This is a genomic window from Pseudomonas sp. BR20 (genome assembly GCF_050780135.1).
Lineage (GTDB): Bacteria > Pseudomonadota > Gammaproteobacteria > Pseudomonadales > Pseudomonadaceae > Aquipseudomonas.
The window spans coordinates 2,027,569-2,051,233 of record NZ_CP172012.1; the positions used below are offsets into that span (position 1 = coordinate 2,027,569).

The window sequence follows — 23,665 nt, forward strand, 5'->3', positions numbered from 1 at the left end:
AATAAAAATGTGGGAGGGGGTAAGTCGAATCGTCGCACCGCCCCTCCCACATTTAGTTCCGGTTGTGTCAGTTGTTACTGCGCGTCAAACGCCTGCCCATTGATGCCGGTACTGTCCGGCCCCATCAGGTACAGGTACACCGGCATGATCTCCTCCGGTGCCGGCCTTTCCATCGGGTTCTCCCCTGGATACGCCTGGGCCCGCATGCTGGTGCGCGTGCCGCCCGGGTTGATGCTGTTGGCCCTTACCGCAGCCACGTCTTCGAGCTCATCCGCCAGGGTTTGCATCAAGCCTTCAGTGGCAAATTTCGACACACCATAAGCCCCCCAATACGCCCGGCCCTTACGCCCGACGCTGCTGGAGGTGAACACCACCGACGCATCCTGGGACAGCTTGAGCAGCGGCAGCAACGTGCTGGTGAGCATGAACATCGCATTGACGTTGATGTGCATCACCCGCATGAAGTTCTCGCCGGACAACTGCTCGATCGGCGTACGTGGGCCGATGATCGAAGCGTTGTGCAGCAGGCCATCGAGGTGGCCGAATTCTTTTTCGATCATCGCTGCCAGCTCATCGTATTGATGGGGCAGGGCGGTCTCCAGGTTGAAGGGGATCACCACTGGCTGCGCGTGGCCGGCCGCTTCGATCTCGTCATACACCTGGGCCAGGTTGGCTTCGGTCTTGCCCAGCAACAGTACGGTGGCGCCATGGGCAGCGTAGGTTTTCGCCGCCGCCGCACCAATCCCGCGACCGGCGCCGGTCACCAGGATGACCCGGCCTTTGAGCAGTTCTGGACGTGCAGAGTAATCAAACATAAAAAGCCTCGACAGAATTCAGCAGGTTACAAACACCAATCTGGAAAACGCTGAAGATCCCCTGTGGGAGGGGGCAAGCCCCTCCCACATTTGGATCTTCATCAATCAGTAAGGCCGGTGAGCCATCAGCAACTGCACAGCGCGTTATCCAGCACCTTGCGCAGTTCCAGCGGGTGATCCACCACCACATCCGCGCCCCAGTGGCGTGGGTTGTCATCCGGGTGGATATAGCCATAAGTCACCGCCGCCGTGCGGGTGCCGGCGTCGCGGCCGGACTCGATGTCGCGCAGGTCATCGCCCACGAACAACACGCTGGCCGGGTCCAGGTCGAGCATCTTGCACGCCAGGATCATCGGCTCCGGGTCCGGCTTGCTGTTTTTCACGTGGTCCGGGCAGATCAGCAGGGCCGAACGCTCGGCGAGGCCCAACTGCTGCATGATCGGCTCGGCAAAGCGCAGTGGCTTGTTGGTGACGACGCCCCAGATCAGCTTGGCCTTCTCGATGTCTTCCAGAAGCTCGGCCATGCCGTCGAACAATTTGCTGTGCACGGCGCAACCTTTCAGGTAACGCTCGAGGAATTCCAGGCGCAGTTCTTCAAAGCCAGGCGTTTCCGGGTCCATCGAGAAGGTCACGGCGACCATCGCCCGCGCACCGCCGGAGATTTCATCGCGGATGTGCTGGTCGTTGATCGGTGGCAGGCCACGGTCGGCACGCATGGCCTGGCAGATGGCGATAAAGTCCGGCGCGGTGTCCAGGAGGGTACCGTCCATGTCGAAGAGAACCGCTCGCAACTTCACAGGCTTATTCCTCGCGCAGGGTCTGGATCATGTAGTTGACGTCAACGTCGCTGGCCAGCTTGTAGTGCTTGGTCAGCGGGTTGTAGGTCAGGCCGATGATGTCCTTGACGGTCAGCCCGGCCTGGCGGCTCCACGCACCCAGTTCGGAAGGGCGAATGAATTTCTTGAAGTCGTGGGTGCCGCGCGGCAGCAGCTTCATGATGTATTCGGCGCCGATGATCGCGAACAGGTAGGCCTTGGGGTTGCGGTTGATGGTGGAGAAGAACACCTGGCCGCCCGGTTTGACCATGCGGAAGCAGGCGCGGATCACCGAGGAGGGGTCTGGCACGTGCTCCAGCATTTCCAGGCAGGTGACCACGTCGAACTGCTCTGGCATTTCTTCGGCCAGGGCTTCGGCGGTGATCTGGCGATATTCCACGCTCACACCGGATTCCAACTGGTGCAACTGGGCCACGGCCAGCGGCGCTTCACCCATGTCGATTCCCATCACGGTCGCGCCGCGCTGGGCCATGGCTTCGCTGAGGATGCCGCCGCCGCAACCGACGTCCAGCACCTTCTTGCCGGCCAGATTGACGCGTTCGTCAATCCAGTTGACCCGCAGCGGGTTGATGTCGTGCAGGGGCTTGAACTCGCTTTCGCGGTCCCACCAGCGGTGGGCCAGGGCTTCAAACTTGGCGATTTCGGCGTGGTCGACGTTGCTCATGGTGAATCCTCTAAATCTGATAAATCGGTTTGTCGGTCCTGAACACGCAGGTTCAGAGCCGGCGTTATTCGGTGTACCCGCTGATACGTTTTCCCCAGGCAATGGCCGTGGCGGTCAACTGTTGTTCATCCATGCGGGTGAGTTGCCGGTCGTCGAGCAACTGCTTGCCGGCGACCCAAAGGTGTTTCACGCAATCGCGTCCGGTGGCATATATAAGCTGTGAGACCGGATCATAGATCGGTTGTTGCGCCAGCCCGGTCAGATCGAAAGCGACCATATCCGCCGCCTTGCCCACTTCCAGGGAGCCGATTTCGCTTTCCAGGCCCATGGCGCGCGCACCGTTGAGCGTAGCCATGCGCAGCGCACGGTGGGCATCCAGGGCAGTGGCCGAACCCGCGACGGCCTTGGCCAGCATCGCGGCGGTACGGGTTTCACCCAGCAGGTCCAAGTCGTTGTTGCTGGCGGCGCCGTCGGTGCCGATGGCCACATTGACCCCAGCCTGCCACAGACGCTCCACCGGGCAGAAGCCGCTGGCCAGTTTCAGGTTCGATTCCGGGCAATGGATGACGCTGGTGTTGCTTTCTACCAGCAAAGCCAGGTCATCCTCGCTGATTTGGGTCATATGAACGGCCTGGAAGCGCGGGCCCAGCAAGCCGAGGCGTCCCAGGCGCGCCAATGGCCGTTCACCGCTCTGTTCGACGGCCTGTTGTACCTCGAAAGCGGTTTCATGCACATGCATATGGATCGCGGCGTCCAGCTCTTCGGCGATTACCCGGATCTTTTCCAGGTTGGCATCGCACACGGTGTAGGGCGCATGGGGACCGAAGGTGATCTTGATGCGCGGGTGGTGCTTGAGGTCGCCAAACAGCTCGATGCCCTGGCGGATCGCCTCATCGGCGGTGCTGGCGCCGGGAATCGGGAAATCGAGGATCGGAATCGCAATTTGCGCACGCATGCCGCTGTTGTGCACGCAATCGCTGGCGACCTTGGGGTAGAAGTACATGTCCGAGAAGCAGGTAATGCCGCCCTTGAGCTGCTCGGCAATGGCCAGGTCGGTGCCGTCACGCACGAAGGTCTCGTCGACCCACTTGGCTTCGGCGGGCCAGATGTGTTTTTCCAGCCAGGTCATCAAGGGCAGGTCATCGGCCATTCCGCGAAACAGGCTCATCGCCGCATGCCCGTGGGCGTTGATCAGGCCGGGACTGAGCAGCATGCCCGGCAGTTCGCGCACTTGCGTGGCCGAAAGCTTCAACGCCGCAGCCCGTGGACCGATAAAGGCGATACGCCCATCGCGGATGCCCACGCCATGTTCCTTGAGCACTACGCCGGCGGGTTCGACAGGTACCAGCCAGGTTGGCAGTAGCAATAAGTCGAGCGGGGCGGCAGTGGAGGTCATCGCAGGCTTCTTCCCGGGCAGCTATAAAAGAAGCGCGAAGTATACCCGAGCGTCCTGGCTGGCGGATCGCTATAATCGGCGGCTTTTGTTGATGAGTACGGGGTGACGGATGCGCGATCGACTGTTGGCAGCGGAGAAAGTGAAGGCCATCGATTGGCGTGATGGCACGCTGCACCTGCTCGATCAACGCGCCTTGCCGTCCCAGGAACGCTGGGTGGCCTGCTCCACGGTCGATGAAGTGGCTGCGGCCATTCGCGCCATGGTGGTGCGTGGCGCACCGGCGATCGGCATCAGCGCGGCCTATGGCCTGGTGCTTGCCGCTCGTGAGCGCATCGCCGAGGGCGGTGACTGGCAGGCCGCCTGGGAAGAGGACTACGCGCTGCTGGCCGATACTCGTCCGACCGCCTCGAACCTGTTCTGGGCGCTCAAGCGCATGCGCGATCGCCTGGACCGCGTCAAGAAGCACGCCGATCCGCTGGCGGTGCTGGAGGCCGAAGCGATCGCTATCCATGAAAGCGACCGGGAAGCCAACCTCGTCATGGCCCAGTTGGGTGTTGAGCGGATTCGCAAGCATCAGGGCAATGCCCAGGCGATCTTGACCCATGGCAACGCCGGCGCCTTGGCGACGGGCGGTGTCGGCACGGCCCTCGGGGTGATTCGTGCCGCCTTCCTGGAAGGCTTGGTCGAGCACGTCTACGCCAATGAAACCCGCCCATGGCTGCAAGGCTCGCGGCTGACCGCCTGGGAGCTGGCGGGCGAGGGGATCCCGGTCACAGTGAATGCCGACTCGGCCGGCGCGCATATCCTCAAGACCAAGGGCATCACCTGGGTGATCGTCGGCGCCGATTGCATTGCCGCCAATGGCGATGTGATCAGCAAGATCGGCACCTATCAATTGGCAGTGTGCGCCATGCATCACGGCGTGCGTTTCATGGTGGTGGCGCCGAGTTCGACCCTGGACCTGATGATGGCCACGGGTGACGATGTCTCCTTGGAGGAGCGCGATCCCGGCGAGTTGCTGGAGGTGATGGGGCAGCGCTTGGAGGTTAATGCGTTTAATCCGGTATTTGATGTAACGCCGGCCGACTTGATTGATGTGATTGTGACTGAGAAGGGCGTGGTTGAGCGGCCGGATACGGCGAAATTGGCCAGGTTGATGTGCCGTAAGCGGCTGCATTGAGGGCGGTGGTGTCTGTGAAATGGCTATCGGGGGCAAGCCCCTCCCACACTTGAATTGTGAACACAGTCAAAATGTGGGAGGGGGGCTTGCCCCCGATTGGCCCTGAAAGTCAATAAAACCCTCAGATCCGCCCTCAAAAAAAAGCACCACCCCATCTCTGAGCCCCTCTCGTCCCCCTCAAGCCTGTCATCCGTCAAATTACTAGTATCCATGCGCATCAGGGGGATAGGTGCGTGGCGGCGATTGTGATAACATCCGGCGGTTTCCAGGGCCGCCCCCAGGGGTTGCCCATAACGTGCAGATCCGTGTCATAACTCGTTGATTTGTCGTAAGTCGTTGTCAGGCAGTGTGCCGGCAACGGCGAGCTTCGTTCGTCCCATATGGATGCGACGAGGTTTCACCCGAAAAAGGAATCAGGCTTCTCATGGGCGAACTGGCCAAAGAAATCCTCCCGGTCAATATCGAAGACGAGCTGAAACAGTCCTACCTCGACTACGCGATGAGCGTAATTGTCGGTCGGGCACTGCCTGATGCGCGCGATGGCTTGAAGCCCGTGCACCGGCGTGTGCTGTTCGCAATGAGCGAGCTGGGTAACGACTGGAACAAGCCGTACAAGAAATCTGCCCGTGTTGTCGGTGACGTGATCGGTAAGTATCACCCTCACGGCGACACTGCGGTGTACGACACCATCGTTCGGATGGCCCAGCCGTTTTCCCTGCGCTACCTGCTGGTAGACGGCCAGGGCAACTTCGGTTCGGTCGACGGCGACAACGCCGCCGCCATGCGATACACCGAAGTGCGCATGACCAAGCTGGCGCACGAGCTGCTGGCCGACCTGCATAAAGAAACCGTGGACTGGGTGCCGAACTACGACGGCACCGAAATGATCCCGGCCGTCATGCCTACCCGGATCCCCAACCTGCTGGTCAACGGTTCCAGCGGTATCGCCGTGGGCATGGCCACCAACATCCCGCCGCACAACCTCGGTGAAGTCATCGACGGTTGCCTGGCGCTTATCGACAACCCTGAGCTGACCGTCGATGAGCTGATGCAATACATCCCGGGCCCGGACTTCCCAACCGCTGCGATCATCAACGGTCGCGCCGGCATCATCGAAGCCTACCGCACCGGTCGCGGCCGCATTTACATGCGCGCCCGCTCGATGATCGAAGATATCGACAAGGTCGGTGGCCGTCAGCAGATCGTCATCACCGAACTCCCGTACCAGCTGAACAAGGCGCGTCTGATCGAGAAGATCGCCGAGCTGGTTAAAGAGAAGAAACTCGAAGGCATCACCGAGCTGCGCGACGAATCCGACAAAGACGGTATGCGCGTGGTGATCGAGCTGCGTCGTGGCGAAGTGCCTGAGGTGATCCTCAACAACCTCTACGCCCAGACCCAGCTGCAAAGCGTGTTTGGTATCAACGTCGTGGCATTGATCGACGGCCGCCCACGCATCCTGAACCTTAAGGATCTGCTGGAAGCCTTCGTACGTCACCGTCGCGAAGTCGTCACCCGTCGTACCGTGTTCGAACTGCGTAAGGCCCGCGAGCGTGGCCACATCCTGGAAGGCCAGGCTGTAGCGCTGTCGAACATCGACCCGGTCATCGCCCTGATCAAGGCTTCGCCGACGCCGTCGGAAGCCAAGGAAGCGCTGATCAAGATGCCATGGGAATCCAGCGCCGTCGTGGCGATGGTTGAACGTGCCGGCGCCGACTCGTGCCGCCCGGAGACACTGGACCCGCAATACGGTCTGCGTGACGGCAAGTACTTCCTGTCGCCGGAACAGGCCCAGGCCATCCTGGAACTGCGCCTGCACCGCCTGACCGGCCTGGAGCACGAGAAGCTGCTGGCCGAGTACCAGGAGATCCTCAACCAGATCGGCGAGCTGATCCGCATCCTCAACAGCGCCGTGCGCCTGATGGAAGTGATCCGCGAAGAGCTGGAAGTGATCCGCGCCGAATACGGCGACGTGCGGCGCACCGAAATCCTCGATGCTCGCCTCGACCTGACCCTGGGTGACATGATCCCGGAAGAAGAGCGCGTGGTGACCATTTCCCACGGTGGTTATGCCAAGACCCAGCCATTGGCTGCGTACCAGGCCCAGCGTCGTGGTGGTAAAGGTAAATCGGCTACCGGCGTGAAGGATGAGGACTACATTGCTCACCTGCTGGTCGCCAACAGCCATACCACGCTGTTGCTTTTCTCCAGCAAGGGCAAGGTGTACTGGCTCAAGACCTACGAAATCCCGGAAGCCTCCCGCGCTGCCCGTGGTCGTCCATTGGTCAACCTGCTGCCGCTGGACAGTGATGAATACATCACCACCATGCTGCCGGTCGAGGAATACACCGAAGGTCACTTCATCTTCATGGCTACCGCCAAAGGCACCGTGAAGAAGACCCCGCTGGAGTCCTTCAGCCGCCAGCGCAGCGTGGGCCTGATCGCCCTGGAGCTGGACGAAGGCGACGTATTGATCAGCGCGGCCATTACCGATGGCGAGCGTGAGGTCATGCTGTTCTCCGATGGCGGCAAAGTGACACGCTTCAAAGAATCCGACGTTCGCGCCATGGGCCGTACCGCCCGCGGTGTACGCGGCATGCGCCTGCCGGAAGGGCAGAAGCTGATTTCGATGCTGATCCCGGAAGAAGGCAGCCAGATCCTCACCGCTTCCGAGCGTGGTTATGGCAAACGCACCGCCATCAGCGAGTTCCCGGAGTACAAGCGTGGCGGCCAGGGCGTTATCGCTATGGTCAGCAACGACCGCAACGGCCGTCTGGTCGGCGCGGTGCAGGTGCTCGACGGCGAGGAAATCATGCTGATCTCCGACCAGGGCACCCTGGTGCGTACCCGTGTGGCTGAAGTGTCGAGCCTGGGCCGTAACACCCAGGGCGTCACCTTGATCAAGCTGGCCAAGGACGAAAAACTGGTTGGCCTGGAGCGTGTCCAGGAGCCGTCGGAAGTGGAAGGCGAAGAGCTGGAAGGTGAGGAGTTTGAAGGCGAGGTGATCGCAACAGGCGATGACAACGTCGACGAGCCAACCCTCGATGCTGCCGCAGACGAAGAAGAACCGCAGGAATAAGCGGACACACAGGGGGCGGATGAAGATTCGCCCCCTTGTTGTTTGTCCCCTTTGAAAGAACAACGCCGCCCCCTGTAGGAGCGAGCTTGCTCGCGAAAATCGTCAACGATAACGCGAGCTGCCTGATGCGCCCTTGCGCTCTCGGGTTTTTCGCGAGCAAGCTCGCTCCTGCAGTGTTTGATTTCAGTCCCACCAGATCAGAGAGATTGGATGTGAGCAAGAGAGCCTATAACTTCTGTGCCGGTCCCGCGGCGCTTCCTGAAGCAGTCCTGCAGCGTGCGCAGGGTGAACTCCTCGACTGGCATGGAAAAGGCCTCTCCGTGATGGAAATGAGCCATCGCAGCGATGAGTTCGTGTCCATTGCCACCAAGGCTGAGCAGGATCTGCGCGACTTGCTCGACATCCCATCCAATTACAAAGTGCTGTTCCTGCAAGGCGGCGCGAGCCAACAGTTCGCCCAAATCCCGCTGAACCTGCTGCCGGAAGACGGCACTGCCGACTACATCGACACCGGTATCTGGGGGCAGAAGGCTATTGAAGAGGCCTCGCGCTACGGTCACGTCAATGTGGCCGGCACCGCCAAGCCCTACGACTACTTCGCCATTCCCGGTCAGAACGAATGGAAGCTGTCCAAGGATGCGGCCTACGTGCACTACGTCGCGAACGAAACCATTGGCGGCCTGGAGTTCGACTGGGTGCCGGAAGTCGGCGACGTTCCGCTGGTGTGCGACATGTCCTCGGACATCCTCTCGCGGCCTATCGACGTGTCGCGCTACGGCATGATCTACGCCGGCGCGCAGAAGAACATTGGCCCGAGCGGCATCCTGGTCAACATCGTCCGTGAAGACCTGCTGGGTCGCGCCCGCTCGCTGTGCCCGACCATGCTCAACTTCAAGGTCGCAGCCGACAACGGCTCGATGTACAACACCCCGCCGGCCTTCGCCTGGTACCTGTCGGGCCTGGTGTTCGAGTGGTTGAAGGAGCAAGGCGGTGTCGCCGCCATGGGCAAGCTCAACGAAGAGAAGAAGCGAACCCTGTACGACTTCATCGACGCCAGCGGCCTGTACAGCAACCCGATCAACCTGACCGACCGCTCGTGGATGAACGTGCCGTTCCGCCTGGCTGACGACCGCCTGGACAAGCCATTCCTGGCCGGTGCCGACGCGCGCGGCCTGCTGAACCTCAAGGGTCACCGCTCGGTAGGTGGCATGCGCGCCTCCATCTACAACGCTGTCGACATCCACGCGATCAACGCGCTGGTTGCCTACATGGCAGAGTTCGAAAAGGAACACGGCTAATGTCTGAACAAGAACTCAAGGCCCTGCGTGTACGCATTGACAGCCTGGACGAGAAAGTCCTGGAGCTGATCAGTGAGCGTGCGCGCTGCGCCCAGGAAGTGGCACGGGTGAAGATGGCGTCCCTGGCAGAAGGCGAAGTGCCGGTGTTCTACCGGCCGGAGCGTGAAGCCCAGGTGCTCAAGCGCGTGATGGAGCGCAACAAGGGGCCGTTGGGCAACGAAGAGATGGCGCGGTTGTTCCGTGAAATCATGTCGTCGTGCCTGGCGCTGGAGCAGCCACTGAAAGTGGCTTACCTCGGCCCGGAAGGCACCTTCACCCAAGCGGCGGCCATGAAGCACTTCGGCCACGCGGTGATCAGCAAACCAATGGCTGCCATCGACGAGGTGTTCCGTGAAGTGGCGGCCGGCGCGGTGAACTTTGGCGTGGTGCCGGTGGAAAACTCCACCGAAGGCGCGGTCAACCACACGCTGGACAGCTTCCTTGAGCACGATATGGTGATCTGCGGCGAAGTCGAGCTGCGCATCCACCATCACCTGCTGGTGGGTGAGAACACCAAGACCGACAGCATCAGCCGCATCTATTCCCATGCCCAGTCCCTGGCCCAGTGCCGCAAGTGGCTGGACGCCCATTACCCGAATGTCGAGCGCGTGGCGGTGTCCAGCAACGCCGAAGCGGCCAAGCGGGTCAAGGGTGAGTGGAATTCGGCGGCGATCGCCGGTGATATGGCGGCAGGCCTGTATGGCCTGACGCGCCTGGCCGAGAAAATCGAGGATCGCCCGGACAACTCCACGCGCTTCCTGATGATCGGCAGCCAGGAAGTGCCGCCGACCGGCGACGACAAGACTTCGATCATCGTCTCCATGAGCAACAAGCCCGGCGCGCTGCATGAGCTGCTGGTGCCGTTCCACGACAACGGGATTGACCTGACGCGCATCGAGACGCGTCCTTCGCGCAGCGGTAAGTGGACCTACGTGTTCTTTATCGACTTCATCGGCCATCACCGCGATCCGCTGGTCAAGGGCGTGCTGGAGAAGATCAGTCAGGAAGCCGTGGCGCTCAAGGTGCTGGGCTCTTACCCGAAAGCGGTTTTGTGAGGCTTTAACATGAGTGGCAACTTCCTCGCCCTGGCTCAGCCGGGCGTGCAACAACTGTCGCCTTACGTTCCGGGCAAGCCTGTGGACGAGCTGGCGCGTGAGTTGAACCTGGATCCTTCCAAAATCGTCAAGCTGGCGAGTAACGAGAATCCACTGGGCCCAAGTCCCAAGGTATTGGCGGCGATTCGTGAAGAGTTGGCCGAGCTGACCCGTTACCCGGACGGCAATGGCTTCGCCCTCAAATCCCTGCTGGCAGAAACATGCCGGGTCGAGCTGAACCAGGTCACCCTGGGCAACGGTTCCAATGACATCCTCGAGCTGGTCGGGCGTGCCTACCTGGCGCCGGGCCTGAACGCCGTGTTCAGCGAGCACGCGTTTGCGGTTTACCCGATCGTCACCCAGGCTGTCGGTGCTGACGCCCGCGTGATTCCTGCCAAGGAATGGGGCCATGACCTGCCGGCCATGCTGGCCGCCATCGACGCCCAGACCCGCGTCGTGTTTATCGCCAACCCGAACAACCCGACCGGCACCTGGTTCGATGCGCAAGCGCTCAACGACTTCCTGCAAGACGTGCCTGAGCATGTGCTGGTGGTGCTGGACGAGGCCTACATCGAGTACGCCGAAGGCAGCGACCTGCCGGACGGCCTGGATTTCCTGGCGGCCTACCCGAACCTGCTGGTGTCGCGCACCTTCTCCAAGGCTTATGGCCTGGCATCGCTGCGGGTTGGCTATGGCCTGTCGACTGCGGTGGTTGCCGATGTGCTGAACCGCGTGCGCCAGCCGTTCAACGTCAACAGCCTCGCCCTGGCGGCGGCCTGTGCGGCGGTGAAGGATGCCGAATACCTTGAAGAAGGTCGTCGCATCAACGCAAGCGGCATGCTGCAGTTGCAGGATGGCTTCCGTGAGCTGGGTTTGGGCTGGATTCCCTCCAAGGGCAACTTCATCTGTGTCGACCTTGGCCAAGTGGCAGCCCCGATATTCCAGGGGCTGCTGCGCGAAGGTGTGATTGTGCGCCCGGTGGCCAACTACGGCATGCCGAACCACCTGCGGATCACCATCGGCTTGCCGGCTGAAAACAGCCGCTTCCTGGAGGCGTTGGCCAAGGTCCTGGCTCGTGGTTGATGTCACTGCATTGCAACCTGCTGTGCCTATGATCGGTCGCCTGGTGGTGGTGGGGCTGGGTTTGATCGGCGGCTCCTTCGCCAAAGGCCTGCGCGAAAGCGGGCTGTGCGGCGAAGTAGTCGGTGTGGACCTGGACCCGCAATCGCGCCAGCTGGCGGTGGAGTTGGGCGTGGTGGATCGCTGTGAGGCGGACCTGGCGATGGCGTGCCAGGGGGCTGATGTCATTCAGCTCGCTGTGCCGATCCTGGCGATGGAGAAACTGCTGGCGGTATTGGCCGGCATGGACCTCGGCCAGGCGATCCTGACGGACGTCGGCAGTGCCAAGGGCAATGTGGTGCGTGCGGCGCAACAGGCCTTTGGCGGCATGCCGTCGCGTTTTGTGCCGGGCCATCCGATTGCCGGTTCCGAGCAGAGCGGGGTGGAAGCGTCCAATGCGCAGCTGTTCCGCCGCCATAAAGTGATCCTGACGCCGCTGGAGCAAACCGATCCGGCCGCGCTGGCCGTGGTGGATCGTCTCTGGCGGGAGCTGGGGGCGGACGTGGAGCATATGCAGGTCGAGCGCCACGACGAAGTGTTGGCGGCGACCAGCCATTTGCCGCATCTGTTGGCATTCGGCCTGGTGGACTCCCTGGCCAAGCGCAACGAAAACCTCGAGATTTTCCGTTACGCCGCCGGTGGCTTCCGCGATTTCACGCGGATTGCCGGCAGCGATCCGGTGATGTGGCACGACATCTTTCTCGCCAATCGCGAAGCGGTGTTGCGCACCCTGGACACCTTCCGCAGTGACCTCGACGCCTTGCGCGACGCGGTCGATGCCGGGGATGGCCATCAACTATTGGGCGTGTTCACCCGTGCGCGGGTCGCACGTGAGCATTTCAGCAAGATCCTGGCTCGCCGGGCCTATATGGAAACCGCTGTGAACGCCGATGACCTTACCTTCCTCGCCAATCCCGGCGGCCGCTTGAGCGGGCGTATCCGGGTGCCGGGTGACAAGTCGATCTCCCATCGCTCGATCATGCTCGGCTCGTTGGCCGAGGGCGTGACGGAGGTGGAAGGGTTCCTTGAGGGTGAAGACGCCCTGGCGACCCTGCAGGCGTTTCGCGACATGGGCGTGGTGATTGAGGGGCCGCACCATGGGCGCGTGACCATTCATGGTGTGGGCTTGTACGGTTTGAAGCCGGCGCCGGGCCCGATCTACCTGGGCAATTCCGGTACGTCCATGCGCCTGCTGTCCGGTTTGTTGGCTGCGCAACGTTTTGACAGCGTATTGACCGGCGATGCTTCCCTGTCCAAGCGCCCGATGAACCGCGTGGCCAAGCCATTGCGGGACATGGGCGCGGTGATCGAGACCGGGCCGGAAGGGCGTCCGCCGCTGACCATTCGTGGCGGCCAGGCGCTGAAAGGCCTGACTTATGCGTTGCCGATGGCCAGCGCCCAGGTCAAATCCTGTCTGTTGCTGGCTGGGCTGTATGCCGAAGGTAAAACCGCAGTGACCGAGCCTGCGCCGACCCGTGACCATACCGAGCGTATGCTGCGCGGTTTTGGTTACCCGGTTGCTGTGGAGGGTGCTACTGCGTCGGTGGAATCGGGTCATGTACTGACCGCGACCCATATCGAAGTGCCGGGGGACATCTCCTCTTCGGCATTCTTCCTGGTGGCGGCTTCGATTGCCGAAGGCTCCGAGTTGTTGCTGGAGCATGTCGGCATCAACCCGACCCGCACTGGGGTGATCGATATCCTGCGTCTGATGGGGGCAGATATCACCCTGGAAAACCCGCGCGAAGTGGGTGGCGAGCCTGTCGCTGACCTGCGTGTGCGTGCTGCTGCGTTGAAAGGGATCGAGATCCCTGAGGCGCTGGTGCCGTTGGCGATCGACGAGTTCCCGGTGCTGTTCGTCGCGGCGGCCTGCGCTGAAGGGCGAACCGTATTGCGGGGGGCGCAAGAGTTGCGTGTGAAGGAGTCCGACCGTATCCAGGTCATGGCCGACGGTCTGTTGGCGTTGGGGGTGAAGTGTGAACCGACCCCCGATGGGATTATCATTGACGGTGGCCTGATGGGGGGTGGTGAAGTCCATGCCCATGGCGATCACCGGATTGCCATGGCCTTCAGTGTGGCTTCCCTGCGGGCGGCTGCGCCGATTCGTATCCATGACTGCGCCAATGTTGCTACGTCTTTTCCGAACTTTCTTACACTGTGTGCCCAAGTCGGCATCCGTGTTGCCCAAGAGGCTCAATTGTGAATATCAAAGCACCGGTGATTACCATCGACGGGCCAAGCGGCTCGGGCAAAGGCACGATCGCCGGCATCCTGGCCAAGCGCCTGGGCTGGTGCCTGTTGGATTCCGGCGCGTTGTACCGCCTGCTGGCGTTTGCCGCACGCAACCATGGCGTCGACCTGACCAACGAAGAATCCCTGAAGCTGCTGGCCGCGCACCTCGATGTGCAGTTCGTCGGCGCGACGGAAGGTCATCCCCAGCGCATCATCCTGGAAGGGGACGATGTGACCGATGATTTGCGTAACGAGCAGGTCGGCTCCTGGGCCTCTCAGGTTGCCGCGCTGCCGGCTGTGCGTGATGCGCTGTTGCAGCGTCAGCGGGCTTTCCAGGAGCCGCCGGGCCTGGTGGCCGATGGCCGTGACATGGGCACGGTCGTGTTTCCCGAGGCGCCGCTGAAGATTTTCCTGACCGCCAGCGCCGAGGAGCGGGCTCGCCGCCGCTACTTGCAGTTGAAGGGCAAAGTCGATGGTGTTAGTCTGTCGAGTCTGCTAGATGAGATCCGTGCACGCGATGAGCGTGATACCCAGCGCGCAGTAGCCCCGCTAAAGCCGGCGGCTGATGCCATACAGCTGGATTCCACGGAGTTGTCCATCGAGCAGGTGCTGGAACGCATCTTGAGTGAAATCGCCATTCGCGATATCGCCGGGTGATCAAGAAGGCCGCAGGGGACCAGTCATAGTCCTGCGGTGGCTTCTTTTAACTGAAACTGACCCACACCGTCTGGGGTGTGGAGATGGGCGTATTCTTCGCCCTTATCAACAGGAATTAAAATGAGCGAAAGCTTTGCGGAACTCTTTGAAGAAAGCCTAAAAACCCTGAACCTTCAGGCAGGCTCCATCATCACCGGTGTTATCGTTGATATCGATTACCAAGCTCGCTGGGTAACCGTTCACGCTGGTCTGAAGTCTGAAGCTCTGATCCCGCTGGAACAGTTCTACAACGATGCTGGTGATCTGACAATCAATGTCGGTGACGAAGTTCACGTTGCTCTGGACTCGGTTGAAGACGGTTTCGGTGAAACCAAGCTGTCCCGTGAAAAAGCCAAGCGCGCTGAATGCTGGATTGTTCTCGAAGCAGCCTTCGCAGCTGAAGAAGTGGTCAAGGGCGTTATCAACGGTAAGGTTAAAGGCGGCTTCACTGTCGACGTTAACGGCATCCGTGCGTTCCTGCCAGGTTCTTTGGTCGACGTTCGTCCTGTGCGCGACACCACGCACCTGGAAGGCAAAGAACTCGAATTCAAGGTCATCAAGCTCGACCAGAAGCGCAACAACGTTGTCGTTTCCCGTCGCAGCGTCCTGGAAGCAGAGAACTCCGCCGAGCGTGAAGCTCTGCTGGAATCCCTGCAGGAAGGCCAGCAAGTCAAAGGTATCGTCAAGAACCTCACCGATTACGGCGCATTCGTCGATCTGGGTGGCGTCGATGGCCTGCTGCACATTACCGACATGGCTTGGAAGCGTATCAAGCATCCTTCCGAAATCGTCAATGTTGGCGACGAGATCGATGTCAAGGTTCTGAAATACGATCGCGAGCGCAATCGTGTTTCCCTGGGCCTGAAGCAACTGGGTGAAGATCCATGGGTTGCTATCAAAGCCCGTTACCCAGAAAGCACTCGCGTCACCGCGCGTGTTACCAACCTGACTGACTACGGCTGCTTCGCTGAGCTGGAAGAAGGCGTTGAAGGCCTGGTACACGTTTCCGAAATGGACTGGACCAACAAGAACATCCACCCTTCGAAAGTCGTACAAGTCGGCGACGAAGTGGAAGTTATGGTTCTGGACATCGACGAAGAGCGTCGTCGTATCTCCCTGGGCATCAAGCAGTGCAAATCTAACCCATGGGAAGATTTCTCTGGCCAGTTCAACAAGGGCGATAAAATCTCCGGCACCATCAAGTCGATCACCGATTTCGGTATCTTCATTGGTCTGGACGGCGGCATCGACGGCCTGGTTCACCTGTCCGACATCTCCTGGAACGAAGTTGGCGAAGAAGCTGTTCGTCGTTTCAAGAAGGGCGACGAGCTGGACACCGTTATCCTGTCGGTTGACCCAGAGCGCGAGCGCATCTCCCTGGGTATCAAGCAACTGGAAAGCGATCCGTTCTCCGAGTACGTTCAAGAGAACGACAAAGGCGCAATCGTTAAAGGCACTGTGAAAGAAGTTGACGCCAAAGGCGCCATCATCGTTCTGGCCGACGATATCGAAGCGACTCTGAAAGCCTCCGAAATCAGCCGTGACCGCGTTGAAGACGCGCGCAACGTTCTGAAAGAAGGCCAGGAAGTAGAAGCCAAGATCATCAGCGTTGATCGCAAGAGCCGCGTGATCCAGCTCTCCATCAAGTCGAAAGACGAAGTGGAAGAGAAAGAAGCCATCCAGAGCCTGAAATCGGCTCCGGAAGCTGCAACAGGCGAGACCACCATGGCCTCCCTGCTGCGCGAAGCAATGGCTAAACAGAACTAAGTTCTGTAAGGCTGTTAAAAAGGGCGACTTCGGTCGCCCTTTTTTGTGCCTGAAGTTCGTTGAATCAACAGGCAAGAACCAAGGTCTGCAGCTTGGTGTCAGAGCTGAATACAGTATTGATAAAGGCGCTCCCGAGTTGTTAAGGATTTCAATGAACAGGCTTATCGTGCTGCTCGCAGTAGTAGCGCTTGCAGGCTGTGCCGCCACCAGCGCCAAAACTCACGCGAGGCGTGGTGTTAGCGGCATCGAGGTCGATTGCTCGGGGCTGGGCAACAACTGGGAGAAGTGCGAGAAGCGCGCAGCACGCGAATGCAAGATGCGGGGCTATAAGGTCATCACAAGGTCCAACGATGCCAGGGACGAAGAGGGTGATTACTTGTTCGGTTGGAACCCTGCTGGAGCGGTCACCCGTACCATGCTCGTGACCTGCAATTGAGTGTGTTGATCGTTCATGGCGAGCCTTATTCAAACAACAGATAAGTTGATACATGGGCTGTTCAAATTCACCAAGTCATGCTAAAACCTTCGAAGCGCTTTTCCTAGCTGCTTGAAAAAGAAGGGAAAAATATGACGAAGTCGGAGTTGATCGAACGAATTGTCACCCATCAAGGGCTGCTTTCATCCAAGGATGTGGAGCTGGCTATCAAGACCATGCTTGAACAAATGTCGCAATGCCTGGCTACCGGGGATCGTATTGAGATCCGTGGGTTTGGGAGTTTTTCGCTGCATTACCGCGCACCTCGTGTAGGTCGTAATCCAAAGACGGGCCAGTCCGTCAGTCTCGATGGAAAATTCGTGCCTCACTTCAAGCCGGGCAAGGAATTGCGTGATCGGGTGAACGAAGACGAAGAAGAAAACGTCTGAGTGTCTTTGGGGCAGGAGAAGAGTATGCGTGGGATTAAGCGCGTCGTAGTGTTGCTGACAGTGCTGGTGGTTGCACTGGTGGTTATAGCGTTTGTGCTCGAAAACCAGCAGGGCGTGTCTCTCTCGTTCCTTGGCCTGGCGACCGGGCAGGTACCTGTGTCGGTGTTTGTGATCGTGGCGTTGATTGTCGGCATGCTGATAGGGCCATTGTTAGGCGTATTGGTGCGGAGTCGGCGTCATAAGTCTGTTCCTGTAGGGCGTGCCTAGGGGGGGGCTCTGGCGCTCTGCAAAATTCGTGTGCATTCTGAGGCAACCACTCGTCAGAAAATCGCTTCAAAATCGCCCATCAATTTCAGCGGCGCCTTGTAATGATGCGGCTACCCTCAAGTGGAAGTCCCTCGGATTCATTGGGTTTTAGCTAGATAGTTCGGAATTTTCTTTCTGTTTCAAGATCCCTCGGGCGTGTTCCATGAGGTTTGGCCCTGTACGTGTAAGAAAACCTGATGCCTATGTTAATACTTGCAATATGTCAGAGAGATGGCAAAATGAAATCTGTTCTCGATAACGGGCAATTTGTGCGCTCAAAATTTGGCAGCGACGCTGGGTTTTGACGGTCTTCTAATTAGAATAAAAAAGACACAATTTTGTCTGCATAACGAGCCCGCAGTTTCTTTTTGAAGGCAGGTTTTTGTTGTGAGTAGTAGCTTCCGTGCCCCCCCAGTACGTTCTTCCGACGAAATAGATCTCGTCGAGCTTTTAAAATCTGTCTGGCATCAAAAAAAGCTACTGCTTCTAGTAACTCTGGCGGTTGGCTTTATTGCGGTGTGCTATGCCTTTTTAGCGACGCCAGAGTATAAAGTCAGTGCGGTGTTGCGTCCTGCTGCTATTAATGAGTTAGACGCGCTGAATCGTTCTGAGGTTTATCAGCTTCCTCCCGCTGAAGCGCTTCTCAAGGTTGGCGAGGCACTGGAGTCTTACGATACTCGTCTAGCGTTCTTCAGAGCCAATCAGAACCTATTCGAAAGGTTTGTGCGTCCAGGCCAAACCTTGGAACAGAGTTTTGAAGAGTTCAACCGTAATTCTATTCATTTGAGTCTTCCTGGTGCTGATAAGAAAAACGCATCAAGTGCCTACATAAAGCTGGAGATGACTTATCCGAAGGGGATTGATGGTGTCGCTATTCTCAATGGCTTTGTCGACTATGCAATCGTCAGTGAACGTAAGCAGATTGCTGCTGACTTGAATGTAATCGTAAAAAATCGACTCAATGAGCTGTCAGGTAAATTTGACTCGGCTCGTTCGAATTACGATATGGATAAAGCGGCTAAAATTGCTTCGTTGCAAGAGGCTGATTCATTAAAACGTGCACAGTTGCAAGATGAGTTGAAAGCACTTCGTTCTCAATTGAAAACTGTGCGTAGCGATCGTATTGCTCAACTGAATGAAGCGATAGTAATTGCCAAGTCCTTGGGTATCCAAAAACCGACTACGCCATCTTCATTCGGTGAGTCGCTGAATACAGGTGCAGGTAGTATGATGCGCACCGAAGTCAATAATCAGCAGATACCTCTTTATTTTATGGGGGCTGAGGCGCTTACGGCTGAGCTCACAGCGTTACAGCAGCGCAGGTCGGATGATTTCACGGACCCTCGCATTGCTCAGATTGCCAAGGAGCTTCAACTGCTGGCGTCCAATCGCGAAGTTGAAGTGCTGAATGCACGAAAAAATGAGGATATTTTTCTCGCAGGTGTTCAGCCATTGCGTGCAGAGATGAGTCGTTTGGGTAGTCTGAACATCGATATGACGAGCCTGAAATTAGTGACTGTCGATCAGCTGGCGCTTGAGCCGCTGGCCCCGGCTAACCCAAATCGTCTACTTGTCGTATTGCTTGGTTTATTTGGTGGGGTTGTACTTGCAATCGGCATCGCGCTCTTGAGGTATGTCATCCTTTCAAGCAGTTCCAGTGCAAAGGAAGGTATGCCAGGTGCACCGGTTCCATTATTAAAGACTCATGCACGTGGCGATGCTCTGACAGATCGGCAGGAGTACTCGGACCTGGCGGCGCGGTAGTCATCTAAGATTGTGGGGCGCCAGGCCCCACAATGTATCGATGTGGTCATTCCTCGGAAAATAGTTGAGCAAACACCGCTCGTTTAATCCGATCATGCATAAAGTGATAAGTCACGCTTGCGTCTTCGTTTTGTGGGAGGGCTGCAATGTGTGTGAAACCAGCAGTCTCCACCAGCGCTCGCCGTAATACAAAAGACCGAACCCATGGGTCTAGAAACGCGTAAGTGGCTCTGTACAGTGTCCTCACGTCTATGCCGGCTACTTCTAGGTGAGGAGTCAGGGAGGGTAAGTAGCTCGCTAGTATAATATCGCCGTCATCGATTCCCGGTGCCATGTAGAAACATGTCGCAGAGGTGCGTCCTTTCATTAGGTGTGACCAAAGCACGCAATCGGCACCGCGTACCTCTGGCAAGTGGCCTGGGTGTATATGAATGAACTTGAGAGCGGTGATCTCCAGCAACCGTTTGGGTACGATTCCGCCACCTGTGAATAATATCTGCGTTTGTGGAAGAGAGCGTAGTCGGTCGTAGAGCGCAACGTCTGCCAGGCTTTCTATCATTAGCGTTTCTACGTCAGGCGAATAGCCGTTCAAATCGCCTAATGCCAATGCCTCATCTACGTCCCTATCCGAAAAGCACAGCTTGTTTTCGACGGTTTTTCTTATTGAGTGATAAAGAGATTTCTCTGTTTTTCGAAGTGTCGTCGACCAAAAATGGATACTGTTTTTTTGCCTGGATTGTGCATAGGCCAACTTCAAGTTTCCTGGCAGAAAGCGCCCGATAGGTTTCCGGGATACCAAGTCATTCTTTGATATAAGATGAATTATTTTTTCAGGCTTCAGGCCCATGCTCTTCAGGGTGGCCAGGTACGCTCGAGCGATGGGCCCTTCCCAAAACAGGACCGTGATCGGGAGTATTCCAATGTCAACCGCCATCTGGGTGGTCGCGATCATTTCAGGGAGCGGTGTATCGGTGCGTGGGAACGTTGTCAGAAACTGTTCAGCCTCGGTATTAATCAGAGATACCAGACTTGGGTCCACGGCAATGTTTTCTGCACCCAAGCTGTCAAGAAGTTTGAGTATGGCGTTAAGCCTTTTGACCGCACAAGCCATGTTTCTATCGCTGGCTAAGCGCCTGAAGTCTTTGAACAGTAGCGCCAGTGCCAAGGGTTGCAGTTCGGCAGTCAGGCGGCTGGCGGACGCCTTGGCGCCGCTCTCTTGGTAGCTTTCGTAGATGCACTTAGAAATCTCAACACGCTTTGAGAGGAATTGCATGGCTTGGTGTACATCATCTGTCCATGCAGCGGGCTCGGCTGCGCCGCGCAATACAGATGCAGTGTCAAAGTAAGCGTCTTGCTTGCGAAGAGTCGGTGCTGCGGGCAAGTAGTTGCGGATAAAACGCTCGATCATCATGGACTTAAGCTGCCTTTACTATTTTTTGATGGGCGACTTGCAGAATATTGGCAACCGTCCAGTACAGCACCATCCCGGAAGGGAATGAGTAAAACAACAGGAAGAATCCCAGTCCCATCAGTCCGGTAGTGAGGCTTTGGCGAAGCTTTGACGTTCCGTCGGCTGGCGGAGCGGGGTTAAGTTTTATACTCAGTATCGTGGTCAGAGACATCAGTACGGGGAGTAAGTTGAAATGGGAGCCAAACAGAGGTAAATCGACTCCCAGTGAAAACAACTGGTCTGGTTCAGCCAGTGTTTTCATCCACAGGAAAGATGCATCTCTCAATTCAAATGTTTGCCCTAGCAAATGGTAAAGTGAAATGAATATAGGCACCTGAATCAGCACAATCAAAAGCGGTTTCAGCCCTGCCAGCGGGCTTACTTTGTGATGCTCGTAAAGCTGAAGGATTCTTTCACTTTGCTCTCCTCCTTTGTAGTTTTTACGAATATCTTGTAGCTCAGGCTGGATACGGGCCTGAATAGCTGAAAACTTCTTCTGGGCCTGAATTGCGTTCTTGGCGATGGGGTATACCGCCAAACGTACGAGTACAGCCAGCAGGATTATCGAAATGCCCCAGCTTCCGACTATTTGTTGGATGAAGTGCAATAGATGCATGATGGCCAGGCTCAACCATCGCATCCAATCCCACAGCCCGGAAAACAGTAACCCGTCCAATTCAGGTGCTTGAGCGATGAGTGCTGTATAGGCTTTACCACCCCCAAACACACTCCATTGATAGGATTGAACGGGTTGGCTGTCCTGTTCTCCAACGGGTAATAGGATGTTGACGTTGGTTTCGAACGAGGCGTGCTCGGCGTCGCCAACTGAGGATTGCGGAATGGTGGCTTGCCAGGTAGCGCGTTTCGCGAGATTGTTGGAGGGCGCCATAATCAGGGCGAGGTAGCGACTTTGAAGGCCTACCCACTTCCACTGACCCGCGTCATGAGATGTGTATCCATCTGGCAGGTCAGTATTGTTCAATCGATGTGTGGCAATGCCTTCGGGGTTGCGATAAACAAGCTCAGTAAACGAATAAATACTTTGCCCCATGCCTAGGCCGGTGGCGGGTATTTCTCCAATGCCGGGTCCGACTTGCAGGACAAGGTAATCGGCCTGGTTCGGTTTCACATTTTTCAGATCCAGGTCCAACGCGAAGTCAACGCGCCACTGGTTTTCCTGCAGTCGCCAGGTCTTCCGGATGCTGAACGGTAGCTCAGGACTTTCCAGGCCGATCACTATAGCGTTGGGCTGCTGCTCAACGATCTTCCATCCGCCCGCAATTAACTGCCAATCAGTCAAAGACTTACCGTCAAGCTCGCCACTCAGCAAAAACAGCTGACCCTTGGGTGCGGCCATGTCTTGAGCGTGCCCAGATGCACCGCGCAGTTGAGGGAGCGACCAGTGCTGAACAGCGCCCGATGATAGGTTAAAGTCCAAATGCAAGTTTGCATTTGAAAGTGCGGCCGTTGACTGGTCTGCTGCTTGCGCGACTTGAATAAGCAGCAGCAGCAACCAGCAGAACCAATTGCGCGGAGTGTATTTTTTATGCGAGGGCATGGGAATGACTTTTGGCTGCGTTTGGCGGGAAGATATTTAAGTTCGCAGACGAGCTAGTGCCTGCAAGCGCCCGGCAGATTAATCTAACGCGGCGGGCTGCTTGCGAACACTAGTAAACTTACTTTTTCTCGGTGTCAGTTTCTTTTTTCATGACATCTTTGCGCAAACCGAGCATGCGCAATAATCGGTGCCAATAAAGTTTCATCACCATGGCAATTGCCGCCAGTGCTCCCAGAATACCTTGCAGCATGGCACTCCCAGTACCTGGATCTAGGTAGGCGAACGCATTGATTGGCAGGAAAACCAAGCAGAGCAAGGCGACTATTGAGAAGTTGGAATTTTTCATGAACTGCACCCCATTATTACTTAATTAAAGAAACCAAATAAGCAGCAGCTGTGTCGCCGCTTTGCCCTGAGTTATAAATCCAGCGCTGGCGTATGTTTTTCAGCGCTGTTTGCCATTTTTTTGAATCGACAGCTATGGCACACGCAATATTTCCTAGCTCTGCTAACTCATTCGTTGGTACCACAACACCTAAGTGCTCGCGTGCTTGTACTTCTATCGGTTCAATGCCGATTGCAGTGTATTCTGAGTTGAGTACTTTGCGTGGGACGTCTGCAAATATGACCGGGCGTTCCAGCCCCAGTGAAAACTCCAATGCCGCACCGGACCAGTCGCTGAGCATGATATCCGAATCTAGCAGCGAGGTGGCGGCATCACTGTCTTCATCCAGTCGGAATCGCGGTTCATCGCGGTAATATGCGGCAATGATATCCAATTTGTCGGGTCTCAATTTGCGCGTGCGGGGATGGGGGCGTAGTACAACCTTCAGGCCAGCATCGATCAGCGGTCTGATCACATCAAGCCCGTGGCGCTCAATAAGGCCATTTTCACCCCATGTAGGCGCTACCAGTATCTGCACCGGTTCACCGTGACGTTCGTGAGGGCCTTGACGGCCGCTTTCGAGGATCGTATCAAGACGTCCGTAACCATGCTCTATCAGAGTTTTTGGACGCAGGTCGAGTAGTTTCTCCCTGGCTCTGGTCTCTTTAACGTGGTGAGGGCCGACGCACAGAATTGAATCAAAATGATCAAATGCCGCTGCACGGTAAATCATGTGTGTGCTGACGATCGAGTGATGCAGGTATGTATAGTGGACCGAAAAGGGAGAGCGTTTGATGTGAAAGCTCTGCAAGTCAGGCATGGTCATCAAGAGAACATCTGCGTCCAATGTGGCAAAGAACAGTGTGCGCATAGTGCCTTCACCAATATAGAAAGAACGCATTCCTGCTAGCGGTTTTTCCAGTAATGGGTCGTTCTCGGCAGATGTCACATATAAGATCGGTGCGCCATGATTCACTTGGAGTGCTTTGTAGATGGGTTCAAAGTAAGTCCAGTAGCCGCGACCCTCGGAATAGAACACCAGCGTGCGCTCTTCGCGTGGAATGCGCTTGAACGCTTGCAAGCCCCTCCACTCGCGGAGCATTTTGCGTATAGCAGTCAGCAT

General features: G+C 57.4%; 20 protein-coding genes. 12 read left to right on the forward strand and 8 right to left on the reverse strand.

Going from position 1 to position 23,665, the window contains the following annotated elements; all coding sequences use genetic code 11:
* Window positions 1-74: 74 nt before the first annotated feature.
* The 4 genes from ACHPFG_RS09215 to ACHPFG_RS09230 all read right to left on the reverse strand — a co-directional run bounded on the left by ACHPFG_RS09215 (window position 75) and on the right by ACHPFG_RS09230 (window position 3,711).
* A complete protein-coding gene (locus tag ACHPFG_RS09215) occupies window positions 75-815 on the reverse strand; it encodes a YciK family oxidoreductase (protein ID WP_131698991.1) in 741 nt (246 codons plus the stop codon).
* A gap of 125 nt (window positions 816-940) precedes the next feature.
* A complete protein-coding gene (gene mupP, locus ACHPFG_RS09220) occupies window positions 941-1,612 on the reverse strand; it encodes an N-acetylmuramic acid 6-phosphate phosphatase MupP (RefSeq protein WP_131698992.1) in 672 nt (223 codons plus the stop codon).
* A gap of 4 nt (window positions 1,613-1,616) precedes the next feature.
* On the reverse strand, window positions 1,617-2,315 hold the full coding sequence (gene ubiG, locus ACHPFG_RS09225) for a bifunctional 2-polyprenyl-6-hydroxyphenol methylase/3-demethylubiquinol 3-O-methyltransferase UbiG (protein WP_003172645.1): 699 nt from the start codon (window positions 2,313-2,315) through the stop codon (window positions 1,617-1,619).
* Between the two features lie 64 nt (window positions 2,316-2,379).
* Window positions 2,380-3,711 (reverse strand): TRZ/ATZ family hydrolase, encoded by a 1,332-nt coding sequence (locus tag ACHPFG_RS09230; protein ID WP_431702182.1) that lies wholly within the window; start codon window positions 3,709-3,711, stop codon window positions 2,380-2,382.
* 109 nt (window positions 3,712-3,820) lie between these two features.
* Between ACHPFG_RS09230 and mtnA the strand changes: the two genes are divergently transcribed.
* The 12 genes from mtnA to ACHPFG_RS09290 all read left to right on the forward strand — a co-directional run bounded on the left by mtnA (window position 3,821) and on the right by ACHPFG_RS09290 (window position 19,149).
* Window positions 3,821-4,891 carry an S-methyl-5-thioribose-1-phosphate isomerase gene (gene mtnA / locus ACHPFG_RS09235; protein WP_431702183.1) on the forward strand — a complete coding sequence of 357 codons (1,071 nt, stop codon included), beginning with the start codon at window positions 3,821-3,823 and terminating at the stop codon, window positions 4,889-4,891.
* A 424-nt stretch (window positions 4,892-5,315) separates the two neighbouring features.
* Entirely contained in the window at window positions 5,316-7,970 is a 2,655-nt protein-coding gene (gene gyrA, locus ACHPFG_RS09240; protein ID WP_090407433.1) for a DNA gyrase subunit A, read from the forward strand.
* A gap of 212 nt (window positions 7,971-8,182) precedes the next feature.
* Entirely contained in the window at window positions 8,183-9,268 is a 1,086-nt protein-coding gene (serC, locus tag ACHPFG_RS09245; protein ID WP_053132455.1) for a 3-phosphoserine/phosphohydroxythreonine transaminase, read from the forward strand.
* Window positions 9,268-10,362: a prephenate dehydratase gene (pheA, locus tag ACHPFG_RS09250; RefSeq protein ID WP_003172650.1), complete on the forward strand. Its 1,095-nt coding sequence runs from the start codon at window positions 9,268-9,270 to the stop codon at window positions 10,360-10,362. Before serC ends, pheA begins: the two co-directional genes overlap by 1 nt.
* A 9-nt stretch (window positions 10,363-10,371) precedes the next feature.
* Window positions 10,372-11,484 (forward strand): histidinol-phosphate transaminase, encoded by a 1,113-nt coding sequence (gene hisC / locus ACHPFG_RS09255; RefSeq protein WP_431702184.1) that lies wholly within the window; start codon window positions 10,372-10,374, stop codon window positions 11,482-11,484.
* A 28-nt stretch (window positions 11,485-11,512) separates the two neighbouring features.
* Window positions 11,513-13,723 carry a bifunctional prephenate dehydrogenase/3-phosphoshikimate 1-carboxyvinyltransferase gene (locus tag ACHPFG_RS09260; protein ID WP_431703455.1) on the forward strand — a complete coding sequence of 737 codons (2,211 nt, stop codon included), beginning with the start codon at window positions 11,513-11,515 and terminating at the stop codon, window positions 13,721-13,723.
* Window positions 13,720-14,409 (forward strand): (d)CMP kinase, encoded by a 690-nt coding sequence (gene cmk / locus ACHPFG_RS09265; RefSeq protein ID WP_003172653.1) that lies wholly within the window; start codon window positions 13,720-13,722, stop codon window positions 14,407-14,409. The genes ACHPFG_RS09260 and cmk overlap by 4 nt, the downstream gene beginning before the upstream one ends.
* A 120-nt stretch (window positions 14,410-14,529) precedes the next feature.
* Window positions 14,530-16,215 carry a 30S ribosomal protein S1 gene (rpsA, locus tag ACHPFG_RS09270; protein ID WP_027604177.1) on the forward strand — a complete coding sequence of 562 codons (1,686 nt, stop codon included), beginning with the start codon at window positions 14,530-14,532 and terminating at the stop codon, window positions 16,213-16,215.
* Between the two features lie 151 nt (window positions 16,216-16,366).
* The gene (locus ACHPFG_RS09275; protein ID WP_431703456.1) at window positions 16,367-16,651 is read left to right on the forward strand and encodes a hypothetical protein; all 285 of its coding nucleotides are present in this window, start codon (window positions 16,367-16,369) and stop codon (window positions 16,649-16,651) included.
* 131 nt (window positions 16,652-16,782) lie between these two features.
* The gene (gene ihfB / locus ACHPFG_RS09280; RefSeq protein ID WP_017848846.1) at window positions 16,783-17,079 is read left to right on the forward strand and encodes an integration host factor subunit beta; all 297 of its coding nucleotides are present in this window, start codon (window positions 16,783-16,785) and stop codon (window positions 17,077-17,079) included.
* 24 nt (window positions 17,080-17,103) lie between these two features.
* Window positions 17,104-17,346 (forward strand): LapA family protein, encoded by a 243-nt coding sequence (locus ACHPFG_RS09285; RefSeq protein WP_167656139.1) that lies wholly within the window; start codon window positions 17,104-17,106, stop codon window positions 17,344-17,346.
* Between the two features lie 426 nt (window positions 17,347-17,772).
* Window positions 17,773-19,149, forward strand: coding sequence for a Wzz/FepE/Etk N-terminal domain-containing protein (locus ACHPFG_RS09290; RefSeq protein WP_431702185.1), 1,377 nt, complete (start codon window positions 17,773-17,775; stop codon window positions 19,147-19,149).
* 46 nt (window positions 19,150-19,195) lie between these two features.
* On the opposite strand, the gene ACHPFG_RS09295 is transcribed toward ACHPFG_RS09290, so the two are convergent.
* The 4 genes from ACHPFG_RS09295 to ACHPFG_RS09310 all read right to left on the reverse strand — a co-directional run bounded on the left by ACHPFG_RS09295 (window position 19,196) and on the right by ACHPFG_RS09310 (window position 23,665).
* Complete coding sequence (locus ACHPFG_RS09295; RefSeq protein WP_431702186.1) at window positions 19,196-20,560, reverse strand: hypothetical protein; 1,365 nt, start codon at window positions 20,558-20,560, stop codon at window positions 19,196-19,198.
* Between the two features lie 4 nt (window positions 20,561-20,564).
* On the reverse strand, window positions 20,565-22,157 hold the full coding sequence (locus ACHPFG_RS09300) for a YidC/Oxa1 family membrane protein insertase (RefSeq protein ID WP_431702187.1): 1,593 nt from the start codon (window positions 22,155-22,157) through the stop codon (window positions 20,565-20,567).
* Window positions 22,158-22,275: 118 nt separating this feature from the next.
* Window positions 22,276-22,503 carry a hypothetical protein gene (locus tag ACHPFG_RS09305; protein WP_253394223.1) on the reverse strand — a complete coding sequence of 76 codons (228 nt, stop codon included), beginning with the start codon at window positions 22,501-22,503 and terminating at the stop codon, window positions 22,276-22,278.
* A gap of 16 nt (window positions 22,504-22,519) precedes the next feature.
* Entirely contained in the window at window positions 22,520-23,665 is a 1,146-nt protein-coding gene (locus ACHPFG_RS09310) for a CDP-glycerol glycerophosphotransferase family protein (RefSeq protein ID WP_431702188.1), read from the reverse strand.

Bases quoted from the DNA above. Each gene is read 5' to 3' on its own strand.
- ACHPFG_RS09285 (WP_167656139.1), top strand. From the start codon at position 17,104: ATGCGTGGGATTAAGCGCGTCGTAGTGTTGCTGACAGTGCTGGTGGTT.
- hisC (WP_431702184.1), top strand. From the start codon at position 10,372: ATGAGTGGCAACTTCCTCGCCCTGGCTCAGCCGGGCGTGCAACAACTG.
- rpsA (WP_027604177.1), top strand. From the start codon at position 14,530: ATGAGCGAAAGCTTTGCGGAACTCTTTGAAGAAAGCCTAAAAACCCTG.
- ACHPFG_RS09295 (WP_431702186.1), bottom strand. From the start codon at position 20,560: ATGATGATCGAGCGTTTTATCCGCAACTACTTGCCCGCAGCACCGACT.
- ihfB (WP_017848846.1), top strand. From the start codon at position 16,783: ATGACGAAGTCGGAGTTGATCGAACGAATTGTCACCCATCAAGGGCTG.
- gyrA (WP_090407433.1), top strand. From the start codon at position 5,316: ATGGGCGAACTGGCCAAAGAAATCCTCCCGGTCAATATCGAAGACGAG.
- ACHPFG_RS09260 (WP_431703455.1), top strand. From the start codon at position 11,513: ATGATCGGTCGCCTGGTGGTGGTGGGGCTGGGTTTGATCGGCGGCTCC.
- ACHPFG_RS09305 (WP_253394223.1), bottom strand. From the start codon at position 22,503: ATGAAAAATTCCAACTTCTCAATAGTCGCCTTGCTCTGCTTGGTTTTC.
- ACHPFG_RS09310 (WP_431702188.1), bottom strand. From the start codon at position 23,665: ATGCTGACTGCTATACGCAAAATGCTCCGCGAGTGGAGGGGCTTGCAA.
- ACHPFG_RS09215 (WP_131698991.1), bottom strand. From the start codon at position 815: ATGTTTGATTACTCTGCACGTCCAGAACTGCTCAAAGGCCGGGTCATC.
- ACHPFG_RS09230 (WP_431702182.1), bottom strand. From the start codon at position 3,711: ATGACCTCCACTGCCGCCCCGCTCGACTTATTGCTACTGCCAACCTGG.
- mtnA (WP_431702183.1), top strand. From the start codon at position 3,821: ATGCGCGATCGACTGTTGGCAGCGGAGAAAGTGAAGGCCATCGATTGG.
- ACHPFG_RS09300 (WP_431702187.1), bottom strand. From the start codon at position 22,157: ATGCCCTCGCATAAAAAATACACTCCGCGCAATTGGTTCTGCTGGTTG.
- pheA (WP_003172650.1), top strand. From the start codon at position 9,268: ATGTCTGAACAAGAACTCAAGGCCCTGCGTGTACGCATTGACAGCCTG.
- ubiG (WP_003172645.1), bottom strand. From the start codon at position 2,315: ATGAGCAACGTCGACCACGCCGAAATCGCCAAGTTTGAAGCCCTGGCC.
- ACHPFG_RS09275 (WP_431703456.1), top strand. From the start codon at position 16,367: ATGAACAGGCTTATCGTGCTGCTCGCAGTAGTAGCGCTTGCAGGCTGT.